The organism is Mycetohabitans sp. B46 (assembly GCF_037389205.1).
Taxonomy (GTDB): Bacteria; Pseudomonadota; Gammaproteobacteria; order Burkholderiales; family Burkholderiaceae; genus Mycetohabitans.
In genome coordinates, this window is sequence record NZ_JADBGL010000003.1 from 83,854 (window position 1) to 100,946 (window position 17,093).

At 64.2% G+C, this 17,093-nt stretch carries 16 protein-coding genes; all 16 read left to right on the forward strand.

Going from position 1 to position 17,093, the window contains the following annotated elements; genetic code table 11:
- The first annotated feature begins 522 nt into the window (after positions 1-522).
- The 16 genes from leuC (at position 523) to purF (ending at position 17,093) form a co-directional block, all read left to right on the forward strand.
- Positions 523-1,932 (forward strand): 3-isopropylmalate dehydratase large subunit, encoded by a 1,410-nt coding sequence (gene leuC / locus IHE30_RS04465; protein WP_337689224.1) that lies wholly within the window; start codon positions 523-525, stop codon positions 1,930-1,932.
- Positions 1,933-1,951: 19 nt separating this feature from the next.
- Positions 1,952-2,092 carry an entericidin A/B family lipoprotein gene (locus IHE30_RS04470; RefSeq protein WP_337689225.1) on the forward strand — a complete coding sequence of 47 codons (141 nt, stop codon included), beginning with the start codon at positions 1,952-1,954 and terminating at the stop codon, positions 2,090-2,092.
- A 105-nt stretch (positions 2,093-2,197) separates the two neighbouring features.
- Positions 2,198-2,851 carry a 3-isopropylmalate dehydratase small subunit gene (leuD, locus tag IHE30_RS04475; protein ID WP_337689226.1) on the forward strand — a complete coding sequence of 218 codons (654 nt, stop codon included), beginning with the start codon at positions 2,198-2,200 and terminating at the stop codon, positions 2,849-2,851.
- Between the two features lie 58 nt (positions 2,852-2,909).
- A complete protein-coding gene (leuB, locus tag IHE30_RS04480; RefSeq protein WP_337689227.1) occupies positions 2,910-3,983 on the forward strand; it encodes a 3-isopropylmalate dehydrogenase in 1,074 nt (357 codons plus the stop codon).
- 363 nt (positions 3,984-4,346) lie between these two features.
- Positions 4,347-5,468 carry an aspartate-semialdehyde dehydrogenase gene (asd, locus tag IHE30_RS04485; RefSeq protein WP_337689228.1) on the forward strand — a complete coding sequence of 374 codons (1,122 nt, stop codon included), beginning with the start codon at positions 4,347-4,349 and terminating at the stop codon, positions 5,466-5,468.
- 184 nt (positions 5,469-5,652) lie between these two features.
- The gene (locus tag IHE30_RS04490; RefSeq protein ID WP_337689229.1) at positions 5,653-7,386 is read left to right on the forward strand and encodes a hypothetical protein; all 1,734 of its coding nucleotides are present in this window, start codon (positions 5,653-5,655) and stop codon (positions 7,384-7,386) included.
- An 11-nt stretch (positions 7,387-7,397) separates the two neighbouring features.
- The gene (gene truA, locus IHE30_RS04495) at positions 7,398-8,198 is read left to right on the forward strand and encodes a tRNA pseudouridine(38-40) synthase TruA (protein WP_337689230.1); all 801 of its coding nucleotides are present in this window, start codon (positions 7,398-7,400) and stop codon (positions 8,196-8,198) included.
- On the forward strand, positions 8,188-8,910 hold the full coding sequence (locus tag IHE30_RS04500) for a phosphoribosylanthranilate isomerase (RefSeq protein ID WP_337689231.1): 723 nt from the start codon (positions 8,188-8,190) through the stop codon (positions 8,908-8,910). The genes truA and IHE30_RS04500 overlap by 11 nt, the downstream gene beginning before the upstream one ends.
- A 48-nt stretch (positions 8,911-8,958) precedes the next feature.
- Positions 8,959-10,152, forward strand: a complete 1,194-nt coding sequence (gene trpB / locus IHE30_RS04505; protein ID WP_337689232.1) for a tryptophan synthase subunit beta — start codon at positions 8,959-8,961, stop codon at positions 10,150-10,152.
- Positions 10,153-10,181: 29 nt separating this feature from the next.
- The gene (locus IHE30_RS04510) at positions 10,182-11,087 is read left to right on the forward strand and encodes a DNA-methyltransferase (RefSeq protein ID WP_337689233.1); all 906 of its coding nucleotides are present in this window, start codon (positions 10,182-10,184) and stop codon (positions 11,085-11,087) included.
- Positions 11,074-11,877, forward strand: coding sequence for a tryptophan synthase subunit alpha (trpA, locus tag IHE30_RS04515; protein ID WP_337689234.1), 804 nt, complete (start codon positions 11,074-11,076; stop codon positions 11,875-11,877). The genes IHE30_RS04510 and trpA overlap by 14 nt, the downstream gene beginning before the upstream one ends.
- 44 nt (positions 11,878-11,921) lie before the next feature.
- On the forward strand, positions 11,922-12,794 hold the full coding sequence (gene accD / locus IHE30_RS04520; protein ID WP_337689235.1) for an acetyl-CoA carboxylase, carboxyltransferase subunit beta: 873 nt from the start codon (positions 11,922-11,924) through the stop codon (positions 12,792-12,794).
- A gap of 28 nt (positions 12,795-12,822) precedes the next feature.
- Entirely contained in the window at positions 12,823-14,148 is a 1,326-nt protein-coding gene (gene folC / locus IHE30_RS04525; protein ID WP_337689236.1) for a bifunctional tetrahydrofolate synthase/dihydrofolate synthase, read from the forward strand.
- A 56-nt stretch (positions 14,149-14,204) separates the two neighbouring features.
- Positions 14,205-14,999, forward strand: a complete 795-nt coding sequence (locus IHE30_RS04530) for an SPOR domain-containing protein (protein WP_337689237.1) — start codon at positions 14,205-14,207, stop codon at positions 14,997-14,999.
- A gap of 15 nt (positions 15,000-15,014) precedes the next feature.
- A complete protein-coding gene (locus tag IHE30_RS04535) occupies positions 15,015-15,521 on the forward strand; it encodes a CvpA family protein (protein WP_337689238.1) in 507 nt (168 codons plus the stop codon).
- 36 nt (positions 15,522-15,557) lie between these two features.
- A complete protein-coding gene (gene purF / locus IHE30_RS04540; protein ID WP_337689239.1) occupies positions 15,558-17,093 on the forward strand; it encodes an amidophosphoribosyltransferase in 1,536 nt (511 codons plus the stop codon).

The following is a 17,093-nucleotide window of genomic DNA, read 5'->3' on the forward strand; positions in this document are numbered from 1 at the left end:
CGCGACGCGGATGCGACGGCGAAATGGGAAGAAGGCCGGCCGCCATGTGTGTCCCGGCCCCTGCCATGATCGTCGCGTGTTGCCGCATCAAGCTGGTATGCGTGCAGTTTCGGGTCCGGCTGAATTGATCAGTATAACGAATAAAAAGGGAAAAGCCGGTAATTCATCGATCGATGTCGCACGGGAAAACGGAAGAGTAGCGCGGAAAGTCCACGCTTGGCTCGATCTGACAAGCGAGCCTCGTGGCGGGGCCAGCGAGTTGCGCAGCGGATCCGTGCGCGGGGCGGCGGGCGCACGAGACAGCGCACGAGACACGCTGTCCGGCGTGTGCCAATGAGGCTGGCAGTCGTTATCCAGGTATGGCGAATACCACCATAAGCATATGTTTTTTATAGAGTTTTTTCTCAAAGGGGTGGCGAATCAGTCCATGCTGCTGGCATAATCGGTGCGTGGGTCAACGCAACATCGGCCTACGGTGTCCCTTCAATACCACGGTCCAGCACTGACCCGAGACTGAACGCCATGCCCCAGACCCTGTATGACAAACTGTGGGATTCGCACGTCGTCCATACCGAGGAAGACGGCACCACGCTGCTCTATATCGATCGGCATCTATTGCACGAGGTGACTTCGCCACAGGCCTTCGAAGGCCTGAAGCTCGCGCAGCGACCGGTGTGGCGCATTAGCGCAAACCTGGCCGTGTCGGACCACAACGTGCCGACCACCGACCGCAGCCACGGCATCGTCGATCCGGTGTCCAAACTGCAGGTCGATACGCTGGACGCCAACTGCGACGCCTATGGCATCACGCAATTCAAGATGAACGACCAGCGGCAGGGCATCGTGCACATCATTGGGCCAGAGCAGGGCGCGACGTTGCCCGGCATGACGATCGTGTGCGGCGATTCCCACACGTCGACGCACGGCGCGTTCGGCGCGCTCGCGCACGGCATCGGCACGTCCGAGGTCGAGCACGTGTTCGCCACGCAGACATTGCTGCAGAAAAAAAGCAAGAACATGCTGATCAAAGTCGATGGCGTGCTGCCGCGCGGATGCACGGCCAAAGACATCGTGCTCGCGATCATCGGGCGCATCGGCACGGCGGGCGGCACCGGCTACGCGATTGAATTTGGCGGCTCGACGATCCGTGCGCTGTCGATGGAAGGTCGCATGACCGTGTGCAACATGGCCATCGAGGCTGGCGCGCGTGCCGGGATGGTGGCGGTCGATGACACGACAATCGACTATTTGCACGAGCGGCCGTTCTCGCCGAAAGGCGCCGAGTTCGAGCAGGCCGCGCAGTATTGGCGCGCGTTTCGCTCCGATGAAGGCGCGTGCTTCGACCGCGTCGTCGAACTGGATGCCGCGCAGATCGTGCCGCAAGTGACATGGGGCACGTCGCCGGAGATGGTCACCTCGATCGACGCACGGGTGCCAGACCCGGGGCGCGAGAAGGATCCGGTCAAGCGCGATGCGATGGAGCGTGCGCTCCAGTACATGGCGTTGGAGCCCGATACGCCGATCCAGGCGATCAGGCCCGATAAGGTCTTCATCGGCTCCTGCACGAATGCGCGGATCGAGGATCTGCGCGCGGCCGCGCACGTAGTGCGCCAGCTCGGGCGGCGCATTGCGCCAAGCATCCGGCAGGCGCTGGTCGTGCCGGGCTCCGGGCTCGTGAAGGCGCAGGCCGAGCACGAGGGGCTCGACAAGGTATTCAAGGGCGCCGGGTTCGAATGGCGCGAGCCGGGTTGCTCGATGTGCTTGGCGATGAATGCGGACCGCCTCGAGCCGGGCGAGCGCTGCGCATCGACATCGAATCGCAATTTCGAGGGGCGCCAGGGCAACGGTGGACGCACGCACCTGGTCAGCCCGGCGATGGCGGCTGCGGCGGCCATCGAAGGTCATTTTGTCGACGTGCGTCGGCTGGCCTGACACGGCGGGGGGCACAAGAATGAAGCGCGTATTCATCGGATGGCTCGCCGTGGCGGCAACGGTGCTGGGCTGTGCCGCGATCGCCGGATGCAACACCGTGTCGGGTTTGGGGCAGGACATGCGCGAGGCCGGCGCGGCGATCAAGAAGGCCGCGGAATAACGCGGGTCGCGCCGCAGGTCACGGTTCACGCACACGGCCCGTGACAGCGGGCCCGACCTGGTCCGATCAAGGCTTGATCAAGGCTCGATCACGTTCGAGGAAGTTATGGAAAAATTTGTCGTTCATACCGGTATCGTCGCACCGCTCGATCGCGAGAATGTCGACACCGATGCCATCATTCCGAAGCAGTTCCTGAAGTCGATCAAGCGTACGGGTTTTGGTCCCAATCTGTTTGACGAGTGGCGCTATTTGGACCATGGGGAGCCGGGCCAGGATGGCTCGAAGCGGCCGCTGAACCCGGATTTCGTGCTGAACCAGCCGCGCTACCAAGGCGCCTCGATCCTGCTTGCACGCCAGAACTTCGGCTGCGGCAGCTCACGCGAGCATGCGCCGTGGGCGTTGCAGCAGTATGGCTTCCGGGCGATCATCGCGCCCAGCTTTGCAGACATTTTCTTCAACAACTGCTTCAAAAACGGCTTGCTGCCGATCGTGTTGCGCGGCTCCGATGTGCACCGGCTGTTCAACGACACAGCCGCATGCAACGGCTTCCAGCTAACGATCGACCTGGCGCAGCAGCAGGTGCGCACCGTGGACGGTGCCCACGCGTTCAAGTTCGACATCGCGCCGTTTCGCAAGTACTGCCTGCTCAACGGGTTCGACGACATCGGTCTTACGCTGCGTCATGCTGAGCGGATTCGTCAGTTCGAGGCCGAACGGCTGGCCCGTCAACCTTGGCTGAACAATCGTCTCGTCGGTTGAGGCGGCGCGCATTACCGCACGTCGCACCTTTCGATGCAATGTTTTTGGAATGGAGCATATGAAGATTGCTGTGTTGCCGGGCGATGGGATTGGCCCGGAAATCGTCACCGAGGCAGTAAAAGTGCTGAATGCGCTCGACGAGCGCTTTGAGCTGGAGCAGGCACCGGTCGGGGGCGCCGGCTACGAGGCAAGCGGGCATCCGTTGCCGGACGCCACGCTGGCGCTGGCCAGGCACGCGGACGCGATCCTGTTCGGCGCGGTCGGCGATTGGAAATACGACTCGCTCGAGCGCGCATTGCGCCCGGAGCAGGCCATCCTTGGCTTGCGCAAGCACTTGCAGTTGTTCGCAAACTTTCGTCCGGCGATCTGCTATCCGGAGTTGACCAGCGCGTCATCGCTGAAGCCGGAGATCGTGTCCGGACTGGATATCCTGATCGTGCGCGAACTGAACGGCGACATCTACTTTGGCCAGCCGCGCGGCCTGCGAGACGCGCCGGATGGCCCGTTCCACGGCAGCCGCGAGGGTTTCGACACGATGCGCTATGCGGAGCCGGAGGTGCGACGGATCGCGCACGTGGCCTTCCAGGCTGCGCAAAAGCGCGCGAAGCGGTTGACCTCGGTCGACAAAGCCAATGTACTGGAGACGTCGCAACTGTGGAAGGACGTCATGATCGACGTGGCGCGCGACTATCCAGACGTCGAACTATCACATATGTATGTCGACAACGCGGCGATGCAACTGGTGAAGGCGCCAAAGGCATTCGACGTGGTCGTTACGGGCAATATGTTCGGCGATATCCTGTCCGACGAAGCCGCGATGCTGACCGGCTCGATCGGGATGCTGCCCTCCGCGTCGCTCGACGCGAACAACAAGGGCCTGTATGAGCCGTCGCACGGCTCGGCGCCGGATATCGCGGGTAAGGGCGTAGCCAATCCGCTCGCGACGATCCTATCGGCTGCCATGATGTTGCGCTATTCGCTTGGACGCGCCGAACAGGCGGACCGGATCGAGAACGCGGTCAAGCGGGTGCTCGCGCAAGGCTATCGCACGGCGGACATCGTCACGCCGGGCTGCAAGCAAGTCGGCACGCGCGAAATGGGCGATGCGGTCATCGCGGCGCTGGCACGCTGACGCCGCCCAGGCGATTTGTCCGAGGTGGTGCAAGTCGCTGAATCGGTTCGCTTTTTGAGCCGGTTTGGCGCCATCGCGCCACGATTTCGTGTACACTGCGCAACATGATGCAAGCTCCCCGTTCCACGAGCCTGGTTGCTGCGATTGTCGGTGACGATCGCAGCGTGCGTTTGCGCGAGCGGAAATGGACGGCCGTGCGCGTTCGCGCGGCGCATCGCATGTCTCGCACGCCTATTGGCACGACGATGATTCGCACCCGCAAAACGATCAAAACTTGATCGTGTCCAGTCGTGTCCGCCTTATCTTCCCCGCGCGGCCACACTGGGGACAGAGGCGGGGAAGAACCGATCCCAAAGGTAAGTCATGAACGTAGGTCTCGTTGGTTGGCGCGGCATGGTCGGCAGCGTCCTGATGCAACGCATGCAACAGGAGCGCGATTTTGACCTGATAGAACCGGTTTTCTTTAGTACCAGCAATGCGGGCGGTGCGGCGCCGGCATGCGCGAACACGGACACGAAGCTCAAGGACGCGTTCGCTATCGACGAGCTAAAGCGCTGCGACGCGATCATCACGTGCCAGGGTGGTGACTATACGAACGACGTCTATCCGAAGCTGCGCGCAGCCGGCTGGAAGGGCTACTGGATCGACGCAGCATCCGCGCTGCGGATGAAGGACGATGCGGTGATCATCCTAGATCCGGTCAATCTCGACGTGATCCGTGATTCGCTGGTGCGTGGCGGACGCGATTTCATCGGCGGGAATTGTACCGTGAGCTTGATGCTCATGGCGCTGGGTGGATTGTTCCAGCACGACCTGGTTGACTGGCTGACCGCGATGACGTATCAGGCCGCGTCCGGGGCCGGCGCGCAAAACATGCGCGAGCTTTTGTCACAAATGGGGACGCTGCATGGCGCGGTTGAGCCGCAACTGGCCGACCCCGCGTCGTCCATCCTGGACATCGACCGTCATGTGTTGTCCGCGATGAACAGTGACGCGATGCCGACGCAGCATTTCGGCGTGCCGCTGGCCGGTTCGCTGATTCCATGGATCGACAAGGATCTGGGCAACGGCATGTCCAAGGAAGAATGGAAGGGCGGTGCCGAGACGAACAAGATCCTCGGCCGTCCAGCCGTCGGCGAGCCGGGATCGATCCCGGTCGACGGATTGTGCGTGCGCATTGGCGCGATGCGTTGCCACTCGCAGGCATTGACAATCAAGCTGAAGAAGGACGTGCCGCTCGATGAGATCCATCAGATGCTGGCGACGGCGAACGATTGGGTGAAGGTTGTGCCGAACGCGCGCGACGTGTCAATGCGCGAGCTATCGCCGGCCAACGTGACCGGCACGTTGTCGGTGCCGGTCGGCCGGCTGCGCAAGCTCGCGATGGGCGGCGAATATTTGTCGGCCTTCACGGTTGGTGACCAGTTGTTGTGGGGCGCTGCCGAACCGCTGCGCCGGATGTTGCGCATTTTGCTTGAACATTGATCTGCCAGCAGGCAACGCGCGTACCCGTGCGCGCAAAAGACAAGGGCGTTGCGCGCTGCGTGGCGCCTTTTTCGTTTTAAGATGCTGCTTTTGTGATCGAAAGCCGGCTAGAATCGGCGCCGGCGTGCGGCACAGGCCAACGACGGCTCGGGTTAGCACGCATCGTGGCGATGCAGGAGTATCAATGAGGGTTCGAGCATGGGGCGCGCGCGTGGGCGCCGCGGCGGTGGCGGCAATGGTTACGGTGTTGTCGCCGGGCGCGGGAGCAGCCGGAACGAATACCGGCGCGGACGGCACGGCTGGCGCGTCGGCTGCCGATAGCGCAGGCTCCAATCGTTTTGTCGTGAAGCCCGGCCAATCGCTGAGCGACATAGCCAGTGCTGTGATCCAGTCCAACGACTGGGCGATGCGTGACAGGATGGTGGCACTGCTGTTCGAGGCCAATCCTGGCGCGTTTATGGGGCGTGATCCAAACCGCTTGAAGATCGGCGCGGTGATCCAGGTACCCGACGGCGCGGTGGCGACGGTGATGGCCGCGGCGTCGGCGATGGCGGCGTCGGGCGCCGCCGGCAGTTCACTGCCGCCCGCCACGCCGTCGCCGACGTTGTCCGCCGGTGCAATCCAGCGCGCGCCGCAACCTTCAAATACCGCGACGGGGATGAGCGGCGCACCCTCGCCGACGCTCGCGTCCCACGCCGCGGCGCTGGGCAGTGCCGCGCCGGGCGCTGCCACGCCGGGGGGCGTCGCATTCTCAGGCGCCTCCTCGGATGTTACTTTGGGTGTGACCTCTGGCGCGTCCACGCCGTCTGCGTCGCAAGCCGAGGGGGTGCCGGCACATCAAGCGAGCACGCCGGCGACTGCGGGCGCGGCAGCCATTGTGCTGGAGCCAGGCTCGGTTGCATCGGCACCGCCGTCTGCGTCCGCGGCGCAGGCGGTCTCGACAACTGCTGTGGCGGCAAGCCAGGGTACGGCCCGCGCGCCGGCCCGCATGGGGGCTTCGCTACGTCTGTCGCCAGCGACCACGGCGGGTGCCGCTGCGCTGGCGTTCCTGCTAGTGGGATGGCTGATCGCGCTGGTGCGACGACGGCAGCGCGCGGCAGCTACCGTCAATATGAGGGAGGCACAGGGCATTGGCCCGCGCGAGGAGACTCGAGCGGGCGTGGCTCGTGCGCCAGATGGCGGCTTGCCGCATCGTGCCTCTGCCATGCGAACTGGGTCCGAGTCGTCTGATGGCACGGCAGCCCATGCCGGCGATGAGGCGTTGCAAGCCGCCGTCGCCGCGGCGGCCATGGGCGTCGCGGCGACAACGGTGGCCGCCGCTGTGACGCGCAATGCCGGTCGGGGGAGCCATGCTACGTCGGATGCTGAGCCGCCAGTAGTGAGCGGCTCGTCGGATGCCATCGACAGTGAGCGGGCACAGGAGCTGGCGCATGTCGTGCCCGTCGCACACGAGGACGGGGAGGATCGCGACGACCAATCGCTGCTGGCACCGGACTTTCCGGCACACGCCGCTGCCGCGCTGGCATCGCTGGAGCTGTCGCTGCCGCCGCTACCATCCACGCCGTCGAGCGTGTACGATGCGGTGATTGCCGATGCGCAGACCGCCGCCGTTGAGTGCGGCGCGCCGATGGCCCCGCCACCATCCGTTGCGCCGCCCCCCCTCGGTGCCGCCCATGTCGGCGCACTGAACCTCGATTTCGATCTTGATTTGCCGCCGCTGGCCACGCAACAGTCCGTCGCGCCGGCGCTGGACGAGATCGCCGCGATTGCCCGTAACAAGCTTAATCTGGCCGTCGAATCCATGAAGTGGGGCGATACGGCGGGCGCGCGTGCATTGGTCAGCGAAGTCATCGCGTCGAATGAGCCGACGACGCTAGAAAAGGCGCGGGCGCTGCACGCCGCGCTCGCGTCGCGTTGAGCAGGGTGGCGATGCGCATCGCGCTGGGGCTCCAGTATGACGGCGCCGCGTTCTGCGGCTGGCAGGCGCAGCCGCACGGCAATACGGTGCAGAACGTGCTTGAGCATGCGCTGGAGCAGTTCGCGCAAGTGCCACTACCCACTGTTGTCGCCGGCCGAACTGACACGGGCGTGCATGCGCTCGGTCAAGTCGTGCATTTCGATACACAGCTCGACCGGGCGGCATTTTCGTGGGTTCGCGGCGTCAACGCGTTCTTGCCGCCCAGTGTCTCGGTGCAGTGGGCCAAGCCGGTGCCGCCAACTTTTCACGCGCGCTTTGCGGCGTTCGAGCGCACGTATTTTTATGTGCTGTATGTGCATCCGGTACGCTCGCCGATGCTCGCCAGGCGCGCCGGATGGGTTCATACGCCGCTGGATGTCGAGGTAATGCGCGAGGCTGCCGGGTATTTGATCGGCGAGCACGATTTTTCGTCGTTTCGCTCGGCCGATTGCCAGGCGAAGACGCCCGTCAAGCACCTGTACGCGATCGATATTGTCGAGCACGGGCCGTTTGTGCATTTGCGCTTTCGCGCGAATGCGTTTCTGCACCACATGGTGCGCAATATCATGGGCTGCCTGGTATCGGTGGGGCGGCGCAGGCATCCGGCCTGTTGGATGGCTGATGTGCTGGCTGCTCGTGAGCGCAAGCACGCGGCGCCCACGTTCATGCCGGACGGCTTGTATCTGGCGCAGGTGGGCTATCCTGACGGCTTCGGCGTGCCACCGCCCAATCTCGCCAGTTTGCCGTTCAGCGAGGTATGGAATGGTGACTGAGCCCGCACTCATCAGGGCTGCCGCGCCGGCTGGCCGCGCGCGGCGCACGCGCGTGAAGCTATGTGGTCTGTCCACTGAGCAAGACGTCGATTGCGCGGTCGCACTGGGCGCCGATGCGATTGGACTGGTCTTCTATCCGCCCAGCCCACGTTGCGTGAGCATCGAGCTTGCCGCTGCGCTGGCGCGCCGTGTTCCGGCGTTCGTGACCGTGGTGGGGTTGTTCGTCAATGCCGATGACGCGCTGTTCGAACAGGTGCTCGACGCGGTGCCGCTCGGCATGGTGCAATTTCACGGTGACGAGACGCCGCAGCGCTGCGCCGCATTGGCGGGGCGTGCGGGCCTGCGCTGGCTGCGCGCCCTACGTGTCGGACCGGATACCCGGCCGGCTGATTTGGTAGAATCATCCGTCAACTATGCTTGCGCGACGGGCTTGCTGCTCGATACGCTGGTCGCTGGCTATGGCGGAGGCGGAAAGGTTTTCGATTGGTCACGTATTCCAGCAGACATCGCGCGTCAGGCCGTTTTGAGTGGTGGGTTGAACGCGCAAAACGTTACTGACGCCATTCACCGGGTGCACCCGTATGCCGTGGACGTGTCCAGCGGCATCGAAGTGCCGGGTGCAAAGGGCGTGAAGGATCATGCCCGAATGGCGGCGTTCGTCGATGCCGTGCGGGCCGCGGATGCGGCAGTGGCGGCGATGGGCGCCGGGTGACCAGTGGGCACGCATCGCGCGCGGGCCCCGTCTGACGAGAGTGACGCAATGTACAACTTGCCTGATGAATGTGGCCATTTCGGCCCTTATGGTGGCGTGTTCGTCGCCGAAACCCTGGTTCATGCGCTTGCCGAGCTACGCGACGCGTACGACACATACCGGCAGGATCCCGAGTTCGTCGCCGAATATGCGCGCGAGCTTAAGCATTTCGTCGGCCGTCCGTCGCCGATCTACCACGCACAGCGTTGGAGCGAGCTGCTCGGTGGTGCGCAGATCTACTTGAAGCGCGAGGATTTGAATCACACTGGCGCGCACAAGGTCAACAACGTGATCGGCCAGGCGTTGCTGGCGCGCCGCATGGGCAAGCCGCGCGTCATCGCGGAGACGGGTGCCGGCCAGCACGGCGTGGCCACGGCGACAATCGCCGCGCGCCTTGGCATGGAATGCGTGGTGTACATGGGCGCCGAGGATGTGCGCCGGCAGGCGGCAAACGTTTATCGGATGAAGCTACTGGGAGCGACCGTCGTGCCGGTCGACTCGGGCTCGCGTACGCTGAAGGATGCGCTGAACGAGGCGATGCGCGACTGGGTCACAAATGTCGAGAACACGTTCTATATCATCGGCACCGTGGCGGGTCCCCATCCGTATCCGCTGATGGTGCGTGACTTTCAGCGTGTGATCGGCGACGAGTGCCGGGTGCAGATGCCCGAGCTAGTCGGCCGCCAGCCGGATGCGGTGATTGCGTGCGTGGGGGGCGGCTCGAATGCGATGGGCATTTTCTATCCCTACATCGACGACCCAGCGGTGCAATTGATCGGCGTGGAGGCGGCCGGCGATGGAGTGGACACCGGCCGGCACGCGGCATCGCTGATCGGCGGCACGCCCGGCGTACTGCATGGCAACCGCACTTATCTGTTGCAAGACGAGGACGGGCAAATCATCGATACGCATTCGGTCTCCGCGGGGCTGGACTATCCCGGGGTCGGGCCGGAACATGCGTGGCTGCACGATACCGGCCGCGCACAATATGTCGGTATCACCGATGACGAGGCACTGAAGGCGTTTCATGACTGCTGCCGCATCGAGGGCATCATTCCCGCGCTCGAGTCCAGCCACGCGCTTGCGTATGCAGCGAAGCTTGCACCGAGCTTGGCGTACGACAAGCTGCTGCTGGTGAACCTGTCGGGCCGTGGCGACAAGGACATGCATACGGTGGCCGAGCGCGCCGGCATCGTATTTTGAGCGCGCCGCACGATACGATACCGATCACGATGCGCGACGAACTTAGCGAACGAGCCGGACTCGACGATGATCGCGGCGAGCCGGCCGGCGGCGGGGGCGACTTCGCGCTGGCGCTCGACGCGCTGCAGCCGTGTGCCATCCCGCCGGGGATAGCGTTGCGCAATCGCGATTTCCTCACCGACGTGGGCAGCCTGGCTGACCAGTCGATCGACCTGATCCTGGCCGACCCACCATACGGGCTGGGCAAGGACTATGGCAACGATTCGGACAAGCGCAACGGCCAGGATTTCATCGCGTGGACCTGCCGCTGGCTCGAGTTGGCGATTCCGAAGCTCAAGCCGAGCGGCTCGCTGTATGTATTCTGCACATGGCAATACGCGCCGGAGATCTTTTGCTTCTTGAAGCGCCGGCTCACGATGATCAACGAGATTATCTGGGACCGGCGCGTGCCAAGCATGGGCGGCACGACGCGCCGGTTCACGTCGGTGCATGACAACATTGGTTTTTTTGCGGTGTCGAAGGACTATTACTTCGACGTGGACCCGGTGCGTATCCCGTACGATCCTGTTACGAAGAAGGCTCGCTCGCGGCGCATTTTCGAGGGCAGCAAATGGCTCGAGCTAGGCTACAACCCGAAGGACGTGTGGTCGGTGTCGCGCCTGCACCGCCAGCATGCCGAGCGCGTCGCGCATCCGACGCAAAAGCCGCTGGAGATTATTGAGCGAATGGTGCTAGCCAGTTGCCCGCCGGGCGGCCTGGTGCTCGATCCATTCATGGGCAGCGGCACCACCGCAGTGGCCTGCGCGCGGCACCAGCGCCGCTTTGTCGGCTACGAGATCAATCCTGAGTACTGCGCGCTTGCTTGCCGGCGATTGGCTGAGCTTGAGGCAGGCTGTGCGACCTTAGACGAGACTTTATCCCATGTCCCGAATTAAAACGAAGTTTGCGGCGCTGACCCGCGATCGACGCAAGGGCCTGATTCCATTCATGACCGCGGGCGACCCGGATCCGGCGCGCACCGTCGAGTTCATGCACGCGCTGACCGCTGGTGGCGCCGACGTGATCGAGCTGGGTGTGCCGTTCTCGGACCCGATGGCCGATGGCCCGGTGATCCAGCGCTCGTCCGAGCGGGCATTGGCGCGCGGCATCACGCTGCGGCGCGTGCTCGACGACGTGCGCGCGTTTCGCGAGCGTGACCGTGACACACCCGTGGTGCTGATGGGATACGCGAACCCGATCGAGCGGATGGGGCGCGAGGCGTTTGGCGCCGCGGCGCGCGAGGCCGGCGTTGACGGCGTGCTGGTAGTCGACTATCCGCCCGAGGAGGCGGCCGAATTCGCTGACACGATGCGTGGCCACGGCATCGATCCGATCTTCCTGCTCGCGCCGACGTCCACCGACGAGCGCATTGCCGCGGTGGGGCGCGTGGCGAGCGGCTATGTCTATTATGTGTCGCTCAAGGGCGTGACCGGTGCGGCAAATCTCGACGTTTCCAGCATCGCAGGTAAAATGCGGGCCATCAAGGCGCGAGTGCCTTTGCCGATCGGAGTCGGTTTCGGCATTCGCGATGCCGCCACGGCCCGTGCGGTCGCCGAGGTCAGCGACGCGGTCGTGATCGGCAGCCGCATTGTCCAACTGCTCGAGCAGGCGCCCGGGCAGGACGCCGCGCACGTGCTCAAGGCGTTTGTCGCCGAGGTGCGGCACGCGCTGGACCACGCGGCCTGAGCCCGGCGGTATGCCGCGACGAACCTACCCATCGAGGAGCTTTCATGAGTTGGCTGGATAAACTGCTGCCGCCGAAGATCAAGCAAACGGATCCGCGCAGCCGCAAGAGCATCCCGGAAGGGCTGTGGGTCAAGTGCCCGAACTGCGAGGCGGTGCTGTATCGCAATGATGTGCAGGCCAACCTGCACGTGTGTCCGAAGTGCGATCACCACATGCGGATTGGGGCGCGTGAGCGCTTGGACGTGCTGCTCGATCCGGAGGGCCGCTATGAAATCGGCCAGGAGATCGTGCCGGTCGACGCGCTGAAGTTCAAGGATAGCCGTAAATACCCGGATCGGCTCAAGGACGCGATGGACGATACCGGCGAGACCGACGCGATGGTCGTGATGGGCGGTGCGATTCACACGTTGCCGGTGGTGGTCGCCTGCTTCGAGTTCGCGTTCATGGGCGGCTCGATGGGTTCGGTCGTCGGCGAGCGCTTCGCGCGCGGGGCGAAGAACGCGCTCGAGCAGCAGGTCCCGTTTATTTGCTTTGCCGCATCGGGCGGCGCGCGGATGCAGGAAAGCGTGCTATCGCTGATGCAGATGGCCAAGACCACGGCGATGCTCACGAAACTCTCCGAGGCCAAGCTGCCGTTCATCTCGGTGCTGACTGACCCAACGATGGGTGGCGTGTCAGCCAGCTTCGCGTTCTTGGGCGACGTCGTGATTGCCGAGCCCCGCGCGCTGATCGGCTTCGCCGGTCCGCGCGTGATCGAGCAGACGGTGCGCGAGAAACTGCCAGAGGGCTTTCAGCGTTCGGAATTCCTGCTGCAAAAAGGCGCGATCGACATGATCGTGGATCGGCGCAAAATGCGCGAGGAAATCGCCCGGCTGATCGCGCTGTTGACGCACCAGCCGGCGGACGCGGTCGCGTGAAGCGGCGGCGCTCGGCACTGGGGCTGTCATGACGGTTTTCGCAACGCTTCAGGATTGGCTCGCGCATCTGGAAACCGCCCATCCGGTCGGCATCGACATGGGGCTGGCGCGCATTGGACGCGTGAAGGCGGCGCTCGGCCTGCAGTTCGACTGCCCGGTGATAACGGTGGGCGGCACCAACGGCAAGGGATCGACGTGCGCGATCCTGGAGGCGATTCTGCTGCGTGCTGGCTATCACGTCGGGTGTCACACGTCGCCACACTTGCTCGAGTTCAACGAACGGGCGCGCGTGGACGGCCGCAATGCGACCGATGACGAGCTACTGCCGCATTTCGAGGCGGTCGAGGCTTCACGGTTGTCGTTGCCCGAGCCGGTGTCGCTGACTTACTTCGAGTTCACGACGTTGGCGATCATGCGCTTGTTCGCCTCCCGCCAGCTTGACGCGGTGATTTTGGAGGTCGGCTTGGGCGGCCGGCTCGACGCGGTGAATATCATCGATGCTGATTGTGCGGTCATCACCAGCGTCGATCTGGACCACCAGCATTACTTGGGCGACACGCGGGAACAGATCGGCCGCGAGAAGGCGGGGATCTTTCGCCCCGGCAAGCCGGCGATCGTCGGCGATCCGCTGCCGCCGCATAGCGTGGTCGAGCATGCCGAGGCGATCGGCGCCGACCTGTGGTTGTTCAACCGCGACTTTCACTACGAGGGCCATGCCGGCAGCGAGCGGCAGCAATGGCGCTATTGCGGCCGCACGCTAAAACGCGCCGCGCTGGCCTATCCAGCGCTGCGCGGCGCAAACCAGTTGCTCAATACCGCGGCGGCGCTCGCTGCGCTCGAGGCGCTGCGCGAGCGTCTGCCGGTCAGCGCGCAGGATATCCGGCTCGGGCTGGCCAACGTCGAACTGCCGGGGCGCTTCCAGGTGCTGCCCGGCAAACCGGCGATCGTGCTGGATGTCGCGCACAATCCTCACGCGGCCGCGGTGCTGGCACAGAATCTGGGCAACATGGGCTATTTCCCCTACACCTATGCGGTGTTCGGTGCGATGGCCGACAAGGATATTGCCGGCGTGCTCGCACGCTTGAAAGACGAGGTCGATCATTGGTGCGTGACCGAGTTGCCCACATCGCGTGCGGCCCGGGCGGTCGATATCGAACAGACATTGGTGACGCTAGGTGTGGCGCGCGGCAACTCCGACGCACCCTCGGACGCGTCGATCCGGCGGTTCGCGAATCCGCAGCTTGCCTATCAGGAGGCACTCAGTCGGGCGTCCGAAAATGATAGAATCGTGGTTTTCGGTAGTTTCTATACGGTAGCCGGTGTGATGGCCTATCGTAAGATGCAGCATCATTGATCCGCGCGGCGCGCGAGTCGGGCAGACCGACCTGCCGGCGCCGCCACAAGCCATATATGGGATTGTTCTCCTTCGGCAGCAAAGACGACGCGGGCCCGTCCCGAACCGCCGCGGGGAGCCGCGCCGGCCGCACGAGCCGCAGCGAGCGGCGTGCTGAGCGCCGCACGGATCCGGACGCGATGCTGCTCGATCCGACGCTGCCTGAGAAACAGCGCGCGCGTCGGCGCCTGGTCGGTGCGATCGCGCTGGTCATGGCGGCCGTGGTCGCGCTGCCGATGATTCTTGACTCCCAACCCAAGCCCTTTACTGACGACATCGCCATCCAGATTCCGGCGCGGCCCGAATCGACGCCGGCATCGTCGCATGCGCATGAAGACGATGTGATGCCAGCTGCTGCACCGGACACGCTGCCGCCCGTCGCGAACGGCCCGAATGGGGCGACCAATCCGGCGGGCAAGGCCGGCGCGGTGCTGTCCGGCACGCCGCCGGCCACCGCGACGCCGCCGCGCGGCAAGACCGCGATGGAAGCCGGGCGCGCGCGAGCGCAAAGCGGTGCGCAGGCGTCATTCGACGCGTCGGGCCCCGGCGGTACGCCGAATGCGCCAGCCGGCAATCGCTACGTGGTGCAATTGGGCGCGCTGAGCAGCGATGCCGCCGCACGGGACTGGGTGGGCCGGTTGAAGGCGCTCGGCGTGCCGGCCTATGTCGAGCGTCGGCGCCAGCCCGACGGCAGCGAGCGCATCCTGTTGCGCGCCGGGCCCTTCGCTAATCGTTCGGCGGCTGCCGCCGCGGTGGCGAAGGTGCGCGAGGCCGGCCTGACCGCGGGCGGCGACAGCAAGCGCACGCAGTAGAGAACGGCTGACGAAGTGACGAACGCGACGTTGACCGCTTTCGACTACGCCGTAATTACGCTCATCGGCCTGTCGGCGCTGCGCGGGATGTGGCGGGGGCTGCTGGCGGAAGTATTCGGCCTGATCGGGTGGGGCGTCGCGTTCATTGTCGCCACGATCTATGCGCCCGCACTGGCGCGCTATGTGCCGGAGAACTGGCCCGGCGGCGTGCTGACGCAGTATCTAGTCGCGTTCTTTGGCTTGGCGGCAGCTGTACTGGTTGTCTCTGGCGTGGTCGGTGCGCTGCTGACCCGGCTGGCCGACGCCGGCGGGCTGCGCGGCGTCGATCGCACGTTGGGCATACTATTTGGGCTGATACGAGGCGTGCTGCTGGTACTCGTATTGGTGGCGGCCGCCGGCTTAACCGAGCTGCCGCGACAGGATTTTTGGCGTAACGCGATGTTCAGGGCTTATGCCGAGCATGGCGTGCGTGAACTGAAACCGTTCCTGCCGGCCGTGATCGCGGCGTACGTGCATTTCTGAGCGGCACCCGGATTCCATTTCTTTGAAGGACATGCCATGTGCGGCATCGTAGGCGTAATTTCCCAGTCTCCCGTCAATCAGCTGATCTATGACAGCTTGCTACTGCTGCAGCATCGCGGCCAGGACGCGGCCGGCATTGCGACGGCTAACGGCAGCACGTTCCACATGTACAAGGCAAACGGCATGGTGCGCGACGTGTTCCGCACGCGCAACATGCGCTCACTGCCCGGCAACTGCGGGATCGGCCAGGTCCGCTACCCAACCGCCGGCTCGGTGAGCAGTGCAGAGGAGGCCCAACCGTTCTACGTGAATGCGCCGTTCGGCGTCATCCTCGCGCACAACGGCAACGTGACGAATTGGGAGCAACTCAAGGATGAAATGTTCCGCATCGATCGTCGGCACATCAACACGAGTTCCGATTCCGAAGTGCTGCTCAACGTGCTTGCACACGAGTTGCAATTGGCCACGACCGGATTCTCGCTGGAGCCCGACGCGATCTTCAAGGCGGTGTCTGGGGTGCACCGACGTGTGAAGGGCTCTTATGCGATCGTTGCGTTGATTGCCGGATATGGGTTGCTGGCGTTTCGCGATCCGCATGGTATCCGGCCGCTGGCCATCGGCAAGCACGACACCGCGCAGGGCACCGAATGGATCATCGCGTCCGAATCGGTCGCGCTCGAGGGTATCGGTTTCGAGTTCGTGCGGGACGTGGCGCCCGGTGAAGCCGTGTTCATCGACATGGATGGCACGTTGCACGCGAAGCAATGCGCGCAGCATCCGAGCCTGAATCCGTGTATCTTCGAACTGGTCTACCTGGCGCGACCCGACTCGGTACTCGATGGCGTGCCTGTCTATGACGCGCGGCTGCGCATGGGCGACTACTTAGCCGAAAAGATCAAGCGCACGCTGCCCGGCATACAGATTGATGTCGTGATGCCGATTCCTGATTCGTCGCGGCCGGCGGCGATGCAGGTCGCCAAGAAGCTCAACATTGAATATCGCGAAGGGTTCTTCAAGAACCGCTATGTTGGTCGCACCTTTATCATGCCCGGTCAGGCAGTGCGCAAAAAGTCGGTGCGCCAGAAGCTCAACGCGATGGCGGTCGAGTTCAAGGGCCGCAACGTGCTGATTGTCGACGACTCGATCGTGCGCGGCACCACGTCACAGGAGATTGTGCAAATGGCGCGCGACGCCGGCGCGAACAAGGTGATCTTTGCCTCGGCGGCACCGCCTGTGCGGTTCCCGAATGTGTATGGCATCGATATGCCGACCCGTGATGAATTGGTGGCGCACGGTCGGACTGACCAGGAAGTGGCGCAGATCATCGGCGCCGATGCGCTCGTGTACCAGGACGTCGAGGACATGAAGCAGGCGGTGCGTGACACGAACCCGCAGCTGCAGAATTTTGAGGCATCGTGCTTCGACGGCCACTACGTCACCGGCGACGTGACGACCGAGTATCTGAGCAAGATCGAACGGGTGCGGCTCGATCGGGCGTCACAGTCAGACCGTGATGTGGCCGGCGAAGGCAACGACCGCTCACAACTACACTTGCATTTGGCGGTTGAATAA

Bases quoted from the DNA above. Each gene is read 5' to 3' on its own strand.
- accD (WP_337689235.1), top strand. From the start codon at position 11,922: ATGAGTTGGCTGGATAAACTGCTGCCGCCGAAGATCAAGCAAACGGAT.
- IHE30_RS04530 (WP_337689237.1), top strand. From the start codon at position 14,205: ATGGGATTGTTCTCCTTCGGCAGCAAAGACGACGCGGGCCCGTCCCGA.
- leuB (WP_337689227.1), top strand. From the start codon at position 2,910: ATGAAGATTGCTGTGTTGCCGGGCGATGGGATTGGCCCGGAAATCGTC.
- IHE30_RS04510 (WP_337689233.1), top strand. From the start codon at position 10,182: ATGCGCGACGAACTTAGCGAACGAGCCGGACTCGACGATGATCGCGGC.
- trpB (WP_337689232.1), top strand. From the start codon at position 8,959: ATGTACAACTTGCCTGATGAATGTGGCCATTTCGGCCCTTATGGTGGC.
- asd (WP_337689228.1), top strand. From the start codon at position 4,347: ATGAACGTAGGTCTCGTTGGTTGGCGCGGCATGGTCGGCAGCGTCCTG.
- leuD (WP_337689226.1), top strand. From the start codon at position 2,198: ATGGAAAAATTTGTCGTTCATACCGGTATCGTCGCACCGCTCGATCGC.
- truA (WP_337689230.1), top strand. From the start codon at position 7,398: ATGCGCATCGCGCTGGGGCTCCAGTATGACGGCGCCGCGTTCTGCGGC.
- folC (WP_337689236.1), top strand. From the start codon at position 12,823: ATGACGGTTTTCGCAACGCTTCAGGATTGGCTCGCGCATCTGGAAACC.
- IHE30_RS04500 (WP_337689231.1), top strand. From the start codon at position 8,188: ATGGTGACTGAGCCCGCACTCATCAGGGCTGCCGCGCCGGCTGGCCGC.
- IHE30_RS04490 (WP_337689229.1), top strand. From the start codon at position 5,653: ATGAGGGTTCGAGCATGGGGCGCGCGCGTGGGCGCCGCGGCGGTGGCG.
- purF (WP_337689239.1), top strand. From the start codon at position 15,558: ATGTGCGGCATCGTAGGCGTAATTTCCCAGTCTCCCGTCAATCAGCTG.
- IHE30_RS04470 (WP_337689225.1), top strand. From the start codon at position 1,952: ATGAAGCGCGTATTCATCGGATGGCTCGCCGTGGCGGCAACGGTGCTG.
- leuC (WP_337689224.1), top strand. From the start codon at position 523: ATGCCCCAGACCCTGTATGACAAACTGTGGGATTCGCACGTCGTCCAT.
- trpA (WP_337689234.1), top strand. From the start codon at position 11,074: ATGTCCCGAATTAAAACGAAGTTTGCGGCGCTGACCCGCGATCGACGC.